This is a genomic window from Halomonas sediminis (genome assembly GCF_044871105.1).
Classification (GTDB): domain Bacteria; phylum Pseudomonadota; class Gammaproteobacteria; order Pseudomonadales; family Halomonadaceae; genus Vreelandella; species Vreelandella zhuhanensis.
In genome coordinates this window covers 264135-277190 of record NZ_CP085246.1, presented here as the reverse complement: position 1 = coordinate 277190, position 13056 = coordinate 264135, and the positions used below count along the sequence as shown (strand labels likewise).

Genomic DNA, 13056 nt, shown 5'->3' with positions numbered 1-13056 from the left:
ACCGCGATAAGCGAGTTCCGTGAGGATTTGATGCAGCATATTCACCTGGAAAACAACTTGCTGTTCGAACGTGCGGAGTAATCCGTTCTGTACGTCACCTTCATGACCCAATGGAAATGACAAAGGCGCTACCCGTGCTTTTAAAAGGGTAGCGCCTTGCCCGCTACGCCCAAGGAGTCAAGCGATTGGCCGCCTTTTCCAAGATTCACACTGTGCGTGAAAATCGCCCTTCCTGGGGCTTGAGGTAAGCATCGAAGGCCATCGCCACATTACGCATCATCAGGCGTCCGGCGGGCAGCACTTCGATGGCATCGGCATGGATGGTCAACAGTTCATCACGCTGCATTTCTTCCAGATGCGCCAAGGCATCAGCGAAGGTCTCGCCAAACGTCACCCCATAACGCGCTTCTATATCTTCAAACTCGACCCGGCCATGGCACATCAGGGCGTTGATCACATCACGACGCAAGCGATCGTCGTCGTTGAGGCGATAACCACGCATCACCGGTAAACGTCCGCTTTCCAGTCGGTGTTGATACTGAGCGGCCTCCTTGACGTTCTGGCTGTAAGTGTCGCCTACCTTACCGATGGCGGTGATACCCAAGCCGATCAGATCACAGTCGGCATGCGTGGAATAGCCCTGGAAATTGCGCTGCAGGGTACGGTTTTCACGCGCCAGACTGAGTTCGTCTTCGGGTAGCGCGAAGTGATCCATACCGATGTAGACATAACCGGCGTCGGTGAGCCGCTGGATGGTCAACTCCAGCAATTCCAGTTTACGCTCCGGCGGTGGCATGTCTTCAGGACGGATCAGACGCTGCGACTTGAATAGCTCCGGCAAGTGGGCATAACTGTAGGTGGCGATACGGTCGGGTCGCAGGGCAATGATCTTGGCAAGTGTGGTATCGAAGCTCGCCACCGTTTGCAGCGGTAGTCCATAGATCAAGTCGACACTGATCGACTGGAAGCCGGCCTCACGGGCGGCCTCGACCAGTTCCACCACCTGGGCTTCGCTCTGCACGCGATTGACCGCCTCCTGCACATCGCGGTCGAAGTCCTGCACGCCGAAACTCAAGCGGTTGAATCCCAGGTCATGCAGTTCGTGTATCTGTTCGGGTGTCACGGTGCGCGGATCCACCTCCAGCGAAAACTCACGCGCCTCGGGCGGTGCAAGATGAAAGGCCGCATCCAGCGCCGCCATCAAGTCCGCCAACTGCGCATTGCTGAGGTAGGTGGGCGTTCCGCCCCCCAAGTGCAGCTGGGTCATGCGCCGTGAATCGTCGAACAGTTTTCCCTGAAGATTTATTTCATGTTTCAACCACTCCAGATATTCAGCAGCGCGTTCGGTGTTATGCGTAATGATCTTGTTACAGGCACAGTAGTAGCAAAGGCTCTTGCAAAACGGGATGTGAATATAGGCCGACAACGGCTTGGGCGATGCCACCCGATTGCTGCGCTCGGCAGCCGCCCGATAGTCGTCTTCAGCGAACGCCGCGTGAAACTGAGGCGCAGTGGGGTAAGAGGTATAGCGGGGTCCCGGCCGGTCATATTTCTCCACCAGGGGACGGTCGAACAGCACATCGTCTTTCATGATTGTCACCAGCCTCGTGAATAGGGTGGGCATGTAAATGGGGTGGGCATGAAATTACTCAATACCCCATGGTATCGCAGATGATCTGCTCCATGGGTTCGCTCAGTGTTTGCCGCCTGACTGTTTTTCGCATGATCATGCAGCGACAACACACGAATTCGTGACAACATTCATGACGCCACGGGAGATGAAATATTGCGTCAAACTTAACATGCATATAAAGTACTACTTAAACCGACGTCTGCCAACCAACAGGCATGATCCAAGACAACGTCATCCTTTTATTAAACCAAGAGGTACCGGCACAGCACTGACAAATAGCGCTGGTAAATAGCACAGGTCCTCTACAGCCATTCGAGCAGCGTCAAGGCAAAACGAAGAAGGTTCCGCCATGCACCTAACTCGATTCACTGATTATTCGATCCGCGTATTGTGCTATCTCGCCGCAAAGAAAAAAGAAGAACGTTCGACTATTTCAGAAATCGCCAAGACGTTCGATATTTCCAACAATCACTTGATGAAAGTGGTTCAAAGCCTCGGCCACAAGAGATATATCACTGCCATTCGCGGCAAGAACGGTGGGGTACTGCTCAAACGTGATCCGGCGACAATCGGGCTGGGAGATCTGGTGCGTCACATGGAGCAAGAGCTGTGCCTGGTGGAGTGCTTTCGCGACAAGAACAAATGTATCATCACACCGGCGTGCCGGTTGAAACCCATGTTCAGCGAGGCCTTGGAAGCTTTCCTTGAAGTACTCGACCGCTATACATTAGCGGACATGTTGGAAAAAAATCAGCCACACTTGGCTGAGCTGATGCGAATTCCTGCATCTGAGCTATAACCGACGCCGGGCAGTTGCTCGGCGCATCATGACCGTGATCGATTTCAGGAGATCTATGATGAAAACATTGTCTGTCGCTCTTGTCGCTGCTACTGCTGCCTTGGCTTTCTCCGTAACCGCCCAGGCGGAACCTGATGGCGAGGCAATTTATAACCAGGCCTGCATGGCCTGCCATATGACAGGGGCTGCCGGTGCCCCGATCAAGGGCGATGCCGATGCTTGGGAGCCGCGACTCGAAAAGGGAATGGAGATCCTGTATACCCACTCGATCGAGGGTTTCAATGCCATGCCGCCCAAGGGCGGAAACCTTAGTCTCAGTGATGAAGAAGTTAAGGCGTCTGTCGACTTCATGATCAGTGCTGTGGAATAACCCTAGCCTCGGCCTGGAAAGGCGTGACGGCTCGGTGAAAGCTAAAAAAGCACCATCTGCTCGAGTTCAGCGTGGCATAGAAAATGCAGTCATAAGCGCCGGGAATCCTTGAGAAACCCGGCTCACCGCTCACAGAGAGGCACCCTGATGTCTTCCACTTCTGCTCTTTCCTCCCCTCAAGCCGCATCCTTGCCTTCCAGCCGTGGGCGCGGTACGGCGATCATCGTTTACATGCTTTTTCTGGGCAGTGTTCTGGCGGTGGTCACCGCCCCGCTGGGGGTATTGATCGCTCATTTGAAACGGCGAAACGCCGATGACTGGGTGGCTTCGCATTTTTCCTTCCAGATTCGTACCTTCTGGCTGGGTGTTTTCGGGGGTGGTGTTTTCGTCGCCGCCTGGCAATTACTCGGGCTTGCCGGACTGCCGCCCATGGCTCCCTGGGCAATGGGTTATGTCTATTTCACTGCTTGCCTGATCTGGATGGTGGCTCGATGCGGTGTGGGCATTCAACGCTTGACCTCCAATCGTCCCATCGACAATCCTCGTAGCCTGGCTTTCGGCGGTGCCCGTATCAGCCTGGAGGATTGATGAGCCGCGACCTGCCCAACCCTGGCTGGGGGCCACTCTCGACCTTGCCAGGCAACCCACTGATGTGGGTGCTGATTCTCAGCGAAATGCTGGTCTTTACCGCTTTCTTTGCGCTTTACGCTGGCCAGCGTGCCCTTGACCCCGCCCTTTTCAATGCCTCCCAGCAACAGCTTGACCCTCTGCTGGGCGGCCTCAATACGCTGGTGCTATTGACCAGCGGGCTCTGTGTAGCCTTGGCCGTGGAGGCTATAAGCGTCGGCCGCATGCAACGCACCCGCCTGTGGCTGGGTGCCGCTATGCTGCTGGGCCTCCTGTTCTGTGGCATCAAGCTTATCGAGTACACCGACAAGTTTTCCGCGGGTCTAACGCCGGAAACCAACGCCTTTTTCGGTTTTTACTATGGTTTGACCGCTTTTCACTTTGCCCACGTACTGTTCGGCCTGGCGTTGCTGGGATTGGTGAGCTGGCGCACTTCCACCGAGAACGTGGAAACGGCGGCGGCCTTCTGGCACATGGTAGATCTGATCTGGATACTGCTTTATCCGCTGATTTATCTTCTTAGATGAATGACTTTTGAGGTAACCATGACGGCACTGCCCGGCACGCGCCGCTTACTCATCACCTGGGTCATGCTAATGGGCCTGACAGGGGTTTCCATGGTCTCGGCGCGCCTGGATCAGACCACTGACTGGCAGACATTGTCTCTCTGGTCGGTCGCCCTGGTGCTAGCCGCTACCGCTTTCAAGGCGCATCGGGTATTGATGGTCTACCTCAATCTGCGCGCCGCTACGCCTGCCTGGAAAGGGATTTTTATCGGGTTAATTCTTGTGACGCTGGCACTGATTGCCGCGGGCTATCTGGCGGGTCGCTTTAATTTAATGGGTTAGCGCGGCGTGGTATCGGAACCGGACATACCTGAAGGCGGCGGTGCCGTATTCGCCCAGGCTTCCAGCAGCCGACCCAGCCGCATCAGGCCATACACGACGAAGGGCACCAGCAGCATCAACCCCACCCCCCAGTCGCGGTTATTGATCAGCCACACCAACGGCACAACCACCCCTAGGGCAACGAGAGACCATAGCCCAACCGCCAGTACGGGACGCAAACGAGACATGGTAAACCTCCTCAGGTAGCAATGATCTGACGATAGATACCCGGCAGGGCCAAGGCAAGATGCTCCGGGCGCTGCACGATGGCGTAACCACCTCGCCCGAACAGATGAGGAATGTAGCGCCCCGCCTCTCGGTCGATAGTCACCCCGAACACGCGCACTTCTTCTCGGCGCGCCTCGAGCACCGCTTTACGCGTATCCTCGATGCCGTAACGCCCTTCGTAATAATCGGTATCGTTAGGCTTGCCGTCGGTAAGCAGCAACAATAACCGATGGCGGTTGGGCCGCTTGGCAAGTTCACCGGAAAGATGCCGGATAGCCGGACCCATGCGGGTATAGTGGCCAGGCTTGAGCGCTGCGATACGCCGCGATACCCGATCCCCCATAGGCTCATCGAAGCTTTTCAGCGTATTGACCCAGACGCGATGACGGCGGTGCGAGGTAAAACTATGAATGGCATAGTCATCGCCACAACCCGCCAGGCCATGACCCAGTACCAATAACGCTTCTTTGGCCACATCCAGCACTCGACGGTCCTCCAGCCAAGCCTCGGTGGAAAGCGACACATCGATCAGGATTGATACCGCCAAATCCCTCGCCTGGGTGCGACTGGCCTGATAGAGGCGATCGCTGGCCTCACCGGTAGCCGCCAGATCGCAGCGTGAACGAATCACGGCATCCATATCCAGTTCGCTGCCATCGAGTTGGCCACGCAGAATCTCGCGGCGTGGTCTGAGTGCTTCAAACTCGCGACGGACTCGACGTATGCGCCGCCGAGTGGATTCATCCGGTTGCCAGTTCTCCCCTTCCTCGCTCTGGATATCGCTAAGTACCACACAGTGGTCTGGCATATAGACTTGTTTGCGATGGTTCCATTCCGGGTAGGTATGGCGACCGCGCAGCCGTCCTCCACTCACCTCATCGGGCGCCAGATCGAGATCCAGCTTGAGCTTGGAAGCGGCCTTTTTGCGATTGGGGCTAAGCACGATCTCGTCGAGCTGATCGGCAGCCTGCTTGGCCTCGTCTTCGTCTTCATCTTCCACATGGCGATTGAGATTGACCATCTCGGCCCAGGAGAGCATTTTTTCCGAGGCATTCAGCATCAGGGAGTCGTCGCGGTCGGCCTGATCCTGCTCACGACGGTCAGCCTTGCGCTTGCCGTGATCATCTTCCGGCGAGTCATTGCCGGCCACAGGCGCCTCGTCATCCTCCTGTTCAGTTCGCGCTTCTTTATTGGTACCCAGGGTCACGGCCTGACCCCATAACGGTACCGGAAGCGGCGGACGATAGCCGCGTGGCGCATGAAAGGCATCCAGCGGCAGGGCGTCGTCGAGGATGGCATCATGCATCACTTCGGCCCAGCTCTCGTTTGGAATTGGATCACCGAGCTGGGTACACAGGGCGGCCTCCAATGCCGCTTCCATAGCCGGCAACCGCTTGCGCTGGGGACGAATGGCCAGCAATTCTCGGCAGAGTCTGGCATGGCGCTGAGCGAGTCCCGGAAAGTGGGCAAGCGCCGCCCGAGTCGCCCGGCTCACTTCACGTAACTGAAGAAGATCATGCTGCAACGGATCTTCGACTACCGGGACATGCCGAGCCACCGCCAGGTAAGCCACCAGCCAGAGGTAGAGATCACGATTCAGTGAGGCCTCGGAGAACAAGGCGATGCGTGGCGGTAACAGCAGGCTCTCTTCATCGCGCCGAGCTTGATCGAGTACTTCCTCGTCGAGTCCCAGGCGTTGGCGTAGGGACAAGCGATGAGACGAACTGCGCCCGGCAATAGCGGCAACATCAATCCCCGCCTCGCCACCACCCGCGCGAAAGAAGACGCCGAGCATGGGGCGCAACGACTCGAGGCGCACCGCGGCTTCAGGGTGGTCAGGATAGCTTGCCGCGCCGGAAGCCCAATGGTGCCAATGGCGACCGACAAACTCCTCGACTTCAAGAAAATCAAGCATGAAAAGCCCTCAACCGAAGGTGGCGTGGATCGCTTCCATCAGCCCTTCCTGAACATCCGCATCATCACTGAGCGGCTCCACCAAGGTAGCGCGTGCAGCCTCCAGAATGGGCACTCCAGCAGCGATCAAGGTAGCGCAATAAACCAACAACCGTGTAGAGACCCCTTCTTCCAGATCCTGGCCCTTCATGGCACGCAGGCTCGCGGCCAGGTTGACCAATGCGGCGCACTGCTCGCCCGGTAGTCCGCTTTCCCGCGCGACGATGTCGCGCTCGACCTTAGGCGGCGGAAAATCAAACGACATCGCCAGGAAACGTTGACGAGTGCTGGGTTTGAGCGACTTGAGAATGTGCTGATAACCGGGGTTGTAGGACACCACCAGCATGAAGTCATCCGGGGCTTCGAGCAATTCGCCGGTACGCTCCAGAGGCAGCAGGCGGCGATCATCAGTAAGCGGGTGCAAGACCACGGTGACGTCCTTGCGCGCCTCCACCACCTCATCAAGATAGCAGATCCCACCCTCACGCACTGCCCGGGTCAGAGGGCCGTCGACCCAGCGGGTCTCGCCGCCCTGCAACAGATAGCGGCCGGTGAGATCGGCGGAGGTCAGGTCGTCGTGACAGGAAATGGTGAACAGCGGTCGTCCCAGCTTGGCCGCCATATGGCTGACAAAGCGTGTCTTGCCGCAACCGGTGGGGCCCTTGAGCAGCAAAGGCAGACGTTGACGAAAGGCATGTTCGAACATGCTGCATTCGTTACCGACATTTTCGTAGAAAGGTAATTCACGCTCATCGACATGAGCGGCGACGGAAGAAACAGGCATGGTAAGTCTCCATGGCCGGAAAATTAAGGAATGGGAAGCAAAACGGCCCCGGAGGGCCGTTTTGTTCAGGCCGAGCCTGTTCCGGCGGTTATTTGCGTGCCGCCTGCCGGCACCTGCTCCCGAGCGGGCCCGAAGAAGGCATAGAGCAGCATGCCCGCTCCCACGGCCACGGCGAGACCCGCACCCAGACGGAAGATGTAGAAGAGCTCAAGCTGCATCTGAACCTCCATGTAGTTCATGCCCAGAACACGCTGCAGGTGAGTCTGCACCACACCGGCGAAGGTCAAGGTGAAGGTCATGAAGCACATGCCGCTGGTCATGATCCAGAAGCCCCACATGTTCAATACCTGATTGTAGGGCTGTACCCGGCGAATCTGCGGCATGGCGTAGGTAATTACCCCGAGGATCAGCATCACATAGGCCCCATAGAAAGCCAGGTGGCCGTGAGCGGCGGTGATCTGGGTGCCATGGCTGTAGTAATTGACGAATGACAGGGTATGCATGAAGCCCCATACCCCAGCGCCGAAGAAGGCGATGGTCGGACAACCTAGCGCCCATAGCATGGCGGCCTTGTTGGGGTGGTTGCGGCTGCCTTTCCAGAACATGGTGAAGGCGAAGACCACCATGGCGAAGAAGGGCGCCACTTCAAGCGTGGAGAAGACACTGCTGAGTGGCTGCCAGTAACTTGGCGCGCCGATCCAGTAGTAGTGGTGACCGGTTCCCAGCAGTCCGGAAAACAGCGCCAGACCGACAATGATATACAGCCACTTTTCGATCACTTCGCGGTCCACACCGGTCATCTTGATCAAGAGGTAACCCAGCAAGGACGCCATGATCAGCTCCCATACGCCTTCGACCCAGAGGTGTACCACCCACCACCAATAGAGTTTATCCACTGCCAGGTTGGTCGGGTTGTAGAAAGCGAACAACCAGAACACCGCCGCCAGCCAAAGCCCCAGCATCAGCACCAGGTTGATGGCGGTCTTGCGTCCCTTGAGCAAGGTCATGCTGGTATTGAACAGGAACATCAAAAAGGATATGGTAATCAGCACCTTAACCCAGAACGGCTGTTCGAGAAACTCGCGCCCTTCGTGAATACCGAACTGGTAGCCGACCAAGGCAGCGGCCCCGGCGAAAGCGAAGATCGCCAGCTGCAGGTAAGCCAGATTGGGACTATAGATTTCCTGTTCGGCCTCTTCCGGCATCAAATAATAGGTACAGCCCATGAAGCCGATCAACAGCCACACAATCAGCAGGTTGGTATGACTGACGCGCATGATATGAAAGGGCATCACTTCAGTCATGAAGTTGGGCAAGGCATAGACGGTGGCGGCCAGCAGCCCGAAGACGACCTGCAACGTGAACAGCGCCATGGCCACCATGAAGAAGGGCAAAGCCACCTTCTGGGTTTCGTATTTCATTGTACGGTTCTCCTTGATTCATCCACCCGGCATTAACAACGCTCGCGGCTTAGCCGGCGGGATGCGGGGGCCAGTTCTGGTCGTCGATTCCATCGGTCCATTCGAGGAAGTCAATCAATGACGACATTTCCTCGTCGCTGAAGTCGTAGGCCGGCATCTGACGCCGCCCCTCGACACCCAGCGGCTGGGCACGTATCCAGGCGTTGATACCGGCTCGCGCGGCTTCGGGATTTTCGTGGCCGCCGTAACGTTCCCAGACATTGCCCAGCTCCGGAGCGAAGTAAGCCCCCTCACCCATGATGCTGTGGCAGTTGATGCACATGTTCCTTTCCCACACCTCCTTGCCATGCTTCACGGAATCGGTGAGTCCTGCGCTGTCAGTGGATACATTGACCATGTACCAGTGGGTATGAGCCGTCAGCCCGGCGAACACCAGAAAGAAGAACAGCGAACCGCCATAGAAGATGTTGCGGGCTGCCGATTTAGTCAGTCCATCAGCCATAAGCCATACTCCCTTGCTAGTCTTTTTCGGCCTCAGGCTTAAAAGCCAAAAGGCATCTATTTTTTTAAGATGTATTTAAAATACAACTTAATAATACCAGAAGCAAATCAACACTAACTTTGACACAGGTCAAATTTTGCCAAAAGGGGAAAAACTATACATAAAAAATAGTGTTTCGCCGCACAGCACTTGTGCACCCAGGCTTATCGCCAATCCCTTAATGGCTGGTACCTTCTTCATAGTGCGTCTTGTTCCAGACATTGTACTTACCCGATGGCTTGCGCATGGGGATACGCTGAAGCTCCTCCAGGGTATCGCCGTCATAAACGATCACGGCGCCATCATCTTCCCAAATGCTCAATAACAACTTCTTGCCGTAGCGGTCGAACTCCACGTGGGCGGCGGTCTTGCCCGGTTCGGGAATCAGGGTCTCGACGATTTCCAGGCTGGCCTTGTCGATGATATGCACCCGGTCGCGGTTAGGGCCGAAAAACACATCCACCCAGGCATAGGGCGAATTGGCATGACTGCGCATGAAGAAGCCAGGGCCGTCGGTCTCGAGTGTTTTGACCACCGACCAGTCCTGCATATCGATGATCGATACCGCTGCCTTGGACAAGTGCGGCGTTGCCATTACTCGGCGTCCCTCGTACTCCCAAGTGATGCCGGAACCCAGGTGTGGCATTCCAGCCAGGGGCAGGTCCGCGACCTTCTCGCCGTTGTCCAGGTCGACCACCATGCCGCCCTGCCCGCCTCGGGAGGCACCGATGACATGCCGATAGTCGAGATCGAAGAAGAAATCGTCCAGATAGTCCGGTACCGAAATACGCCGAACGCGGAAATTGGGCGTGTCATGAGATCGGCTGGCGACCAAGGGCGTGCTCATGTGGCCGGTGGAGACCACGGGCTCGGTGGGCAATGGCCAGGGAATCTCCCAGACCTCCTTGATATCCTTGAGCGCAGCAATGAAGCTACCCCGGGGCGGTGCGGCGTAGACGGCACTGACCCGGGAGCCGTTACCGGCCTCGTCGGCCACCGGATAGACTTTCATCAGATCCAGTTCATGCGCATCGAAAAGCACCAGGCTATGCGGCAAGTAATTGGCAGCCATGACATAGCGACCGTCGGCCGAGACGGCAATGTTACGCATATTGATGCCGGCACGGACTTCGGCGACTACCTCGAGATTGTAAAGGTCGTACTTGGTAATCCAGCCATCTCGGGAGCCAAAGAAGACGTAACGTCCGTCCGGGGTGTACTTGGGTCCGCCATGCAGCGCATAGCGAGTTTCAAACCGATGGATGCGCTCAAAGCTATCCCCATCAAGCAGACTGGCGTGGTGGTCGCCGGTTTCCACCACGATGAACAGGTTGAGCGGGTCGGCATCGAAAACCGGCTCGTTCGGAAGACTACCCTCGGAGTGGAGCACGACCTGGCTGGCCCGGATATCGTCCTTACTCCAACTTGGTGGGCTTTCTGGAGGGCGGTAAATCCACGCCACCAAGGAGGCGATTTCATCGCTATCGAGCGTTTCACCGAACCCCGGCATCTGGCTGGCTAAACGTCCATCGCGGATGACTTGGGTGGCAGCGTCGGGTTTCAACCGCGAAAGATTGCCCGGGAGCAGTGCCGGGCCGATACCGCCCAGGCGAGTCTCGCCGTGGCAAGCGGCACACTGGGTTTGATAAAGCGTTCGGGTCTCCGCCTCCTCCGCCAATGCCGAGACAGCCGGTAGGAGAAGCGCCAACCGCACTGCAAGATTGAGAAATTTCACAGGGCAATACGCTCCCTAGCCAGTTCCAATATTTCGCCGCTGGCGAAAATCGCCTCCTCGGGTATCGGTTGGGCCAACACATCGGCCAAGCGCACGACGTCTCCCACAACAATCAGCGTCGGTGGTCGCAATCCTTGCTCATCAATAGTCTTGACCAGCTCGCCCAGACAAGTAATCACCTGGCGTTGCTCGGGCGTAGTACCCCGCTCCACCAGGGCGACCGGATGACTGGCTGCCAAGCCATGGGACTGCAACTTATCGCTGATCAGTGCGGCATTGGCCAGGCCCATATAGAACACCACGGTGTGATGCGGCACCGCCAAGGCCTGCCAGTTCAAGGTCAGTTCACCGTCTCCCTTGCAGTGCCCGGTAACGAAAGTGACGCTTTGGGCATGGTCACGATGTGTCAGCGGGAAGCCACCGTAGGCGGCGCACCCTTGAGCCGAGGTGATACCCGGCACCACGCGAAAAGGCACGCGGTTTTCGACCAATACTTCGGCTTCTTCACCGCCACGCCCGAAGATATAGGGGTCGCCTCCTTTAAGGCGCACCACCCGCTGCCTTTCACCGGCCAGGCGCACCAGCAAGGCGTTGGTCTGCTCCTGAGTCAAGGCATGACAGCGCGAGGCCTTGCCCACATAAAAACGTTGCGCATCGGGGCTTGCCAGAGCCAGCACTTCCTTGGAGACCAAGCGGTCGTAAACCAGACAGTCTGCTTGTTCGATCAACGCCAAGGCCCGAAGCGTCAACAGGCCGGGGTCACCGGGGCCAGCCCCCACGATGGCCACCTCCCCGGGTGCCAAGAGCGTTTCGGCCAGGTCATAGGAAACACGATGTGACGTCATGACGGACTCCTCGGCTAGAGCTCGGTGGCGGGGATGGACGCAAAAGGAACGCTGATACGCCGCATGTCTTGATCATCAACGCCGATTTCCTGGTTAGTCAGGTAACAGCCGGGGTCTTCTTCCCAAGGATCACCGCTGACTTTCCAGGCCCGAACCCGGGTATTGCCATTGCAGATACTCAAATAACGGCATGCGCTGCAACGCCCTTTCACTGGGCGTGGCCGTTGCCGGAAGCCCTGCATCAGGGAATCGCTGGTATCACGCCATATCTCGGAAAAGGGACACTCACGCACATTGCCCAAATCATGATCCCACCAGAAGGTATCGGGATGCACATTGCCTAGGTTATCGATATTGGCGATATGTTCACCGGAGGCATTGCCCCCCCAGTTCACCAGGCGTTGGCGCAGCGCTTCGGCTTCATCCGGAAAGTGCTGCTCGGCCCATTGCAGCAGAAAAGGACCGTCGGCATCGTTGTTGCCGGTAACGTATTCGCGCTCCACCCCACGTTCGAGTTCACTACGGCAATGCTCGAACAGTCGGTTCATGGCATCACGAGTCATCTGGTACCAGGCGTCCTGCTTGCTGTGGCGATTACCGCGACCGCCGTAGTTGAGATGCGAGAGATAGAACTTATCGATATCGTGCTCATCGAGCAGCGCCAGAATATCGCCGAACTGTTCATAGTTTTCCCGTGTCAGGGTGAAGCGCAGCCCCACCTTGATGCCTTTCGCCTTGCACAGCTTCACCGCATGCATTGATTCACGAAAGGCCCCTTTGCGCTGGCGAATGGTATCGTGGGTGGTTTCCAGACCGTCGATGCTGATGCCCACGTAGTCGTAGCCGACATCGGCGATTTCTTCGATATTCGCCTCGGTAATCAGCGTGCCGTTGGTGGAAAGGCCGGTGTAGATACCCAGCGCCCTGGCCCGCCGAGAAAGCTCGAATATGTCCGGACGCATCAACGGCTCGCCACCGGAAAGGATCAACGCCGGCACGCGAAAGCCCTGCAGGTCGTCGAGCACCGTATGCGCCTCAGCGGTGGTGAGTTCGCCCTTGAAGTCGATATCCGCCGAGACGGTGTAGCAGTGCTTGCAAGTCAGGTTACAACGGCGGATCAGATTCCAGATCACCACGGGGCCGGGAGGCTTGCGAGCCCCCGGGATCGGTCCGGGTTCGAGCAGGGTCTTGATATAGCGGGTGACACGGAACATGGCGTTCTCCTTCTGCGGC

14 protein-coding genes are annotated in these 13056 nt (G+C 57.3%); 5 read left to right on the top strand and 9 right to left on the bottom strand.

Going from position 1 to position 13056, the window contains the following annotated elements; translation table 11 throughout:
* Positions 1-205: 205 nt before the first annotated feature.
* On the bottom strand, positions 206-1591 hold the full coding sequence (hemN, locus tag LG290_RS01420; RefSeq protein ID WP_499835937.1) for an oxygen-independent coproporphyrinogen III oxidase: 1386 nt from the start codon (positions 1589-1591) through the stop codon (positions 206-208).
* A 391-nt stretch (positions 1592-1982) separates the two neighbouring features.
* Here hemN and LG290_RS01415 point away from each other — a divergent pair, with 391 nt between their 5' ends.
* The 5 genes from LG290_RS01415 to LG290_RS01395 all read left to right on the top strand — a co-directional run bounded on the left by LG290_RS01415 (position 1983) and on the right by LG290_RS01395 (position 4277).
* Positions 1983-2432: an Rrf2 family transcriptional regulator gene (locus LG290_RS01415; RefSeq protein WP_499835936.1), complete on the top strand. Its 450-nt coding sequence runs from the start codon at positions 1983-1985 to the stop codon at positions 2430-2432.
* A gap of 55 nt (positions 2433-2487) precedes the next feature.
* On the top strand, positions 2488-2802 hold the full coding sequence (locus LG290_RS01410; protein ID WP_499835935.1) for a c-type cytochrome: 315 nt from the start codon (positions 2488-2490) through the stop codon (positions 2800-2802).
* Between the two features lie 147 nt (positions 2803-2949).
* Entirely contained in the window at positions 2950-3390 is a 441-nt protein-coding gene (locus tag LG290_RS01405) for a DUF4870 family protein (RefSeq protein ID WP_499835934.1), read from the top strand.
* Positions 3390-3956, top strand: a complete 567-nt coding sequence (locus LG290_RS01400) for a cytochrome c oxidase subunit 3 family protein (RefSeq protein WP_160419320.1) — start codon at positions 3390-3392, stop codon at positions 3954-3956. Before LG290_RS01405 ends, LG290_RS01400 begins: the two co-directional genes overlap by 1 nt.
* Before the next feature lie 18 nt (positions 3957-3974).
* Positions 3975-4277, top strand: coding sequence for a cytochrome C oxidase subunit IV family protein (locus LG290_RS01395; RefSeq protein ID WP_499835933.1), 303 nt, complete (start codon positions 3975-3977; stop codon positions 4275-4277).
* On the opposite strand, the gene LG290_RS01390 is transcribed toward LG290_RS01395, so the two are convergent.
* The 8 genes from LG290_RS01390 to nirJ form a co-directional block, all read right to left on the bottom strand.
* The gene (locus LG290_RS01390) at positions 4274-4504 is read right to left on the bottom strand and encodes a hypothetical protein (protein ID WP_499835932.1); all 231 of its coding nucleotides are present in this window, start codon (positions 4502-4504) and stop codon (positions 4274-4276) included. The two genes, LG290_RS01395 and LG290_RS01390, sit on opposite strands and share 4 nt — an antisense overlap.
* A gap of 11 nt (positions 4505-4515) precedes the next feature.
* The gene (locus LG290_RS01385; protein ID WP_499835931.1) at positions 4516-6459 is read right to left on the bottom strand and encodes a nitric oxide reductase activation protein NorD; all 1944 of its coding nucleotides are present in this window, start codon (positions 6457-6459) and stop codon (positions 4516-4518) included.
* Positions 6460-6468: 9 nt separating this feature from the next.
* Positions 6469-7281, bottom strand: coding sequence for a CbbQ/NirQ/NorQ/GpvN family protein (locus tag LG290_RS01380; RefSeq protein WP_160419316.1), 813 nt, complete (start codon positions 7279-7281; stop codon positions 6469-6471).
* A 65-nt stretch (positions 7282-7346) separates the two neighbouring features.
* Positions 7347-8702: a cbb3-type cytochrome c oxidase subunit I gene (locus tag LG290_RS01375; RefSeq protein ID WP_499835930.1), complete on the bottom strand. Its 1356-nt coding sequence runs from the start codon at positions 8700-8702 to the stop codon at positions 7347-7349.
* Between the two features lie 49 nt (positions 8703-8751).
* Positions 8752-9204 (bottom strand): c-type cytochrome, encoded by a 453-nt coding sequence (locus LG290_RS01370; RefSeq protein ID WP_499835929.1) that lies wholly within the window; start codon positions 9202-9204, stop codon positions 8752-8754.
* A gap of 217 nt (positions 9205-9421) precedes the next feature.
* Positions 9422-10978, bottom strand: a complete 1557-nt coding sequence (locus LG290_RS01365) for a cytochrome D1 domain-containing protein (protein ID WP_499835927.1) — start codon at positions 10976-10978, stop codon at positions 9422-9424.
* The gene (cobA, locus tag LG290_RS01360; protein ID WP_499835926.1) at positions 10975-11823 is read right to left on the bottom strand and encodes a uroporphyrinogen-III C-methyltransferase; all 849 of its coding nucleotides are present in this window, start codon (positions 11821-11823) and stop codon (positions 10975-10977) included. Before cobA ends, LG290_RS01365 begins: the two co-directional genes overlap by 4 nt.
* 14 nt (positions 11824-11837) lie before the next feature.
* Positions 11838-13037: a heme d1 biosynthesis radical SAM protein NirJ gene (gene nirJ / locus LG290_RS01355; RefSeq protein WP_499835925.1), complete on the bottom strand. Its 1200-nt coding sequence runs from the start codon at positions 13035-13037 to the stop codon at positions 11838-11840.
* Between the last annotated feature and the right edge of the window lie 19 nt (positions 13038-13056).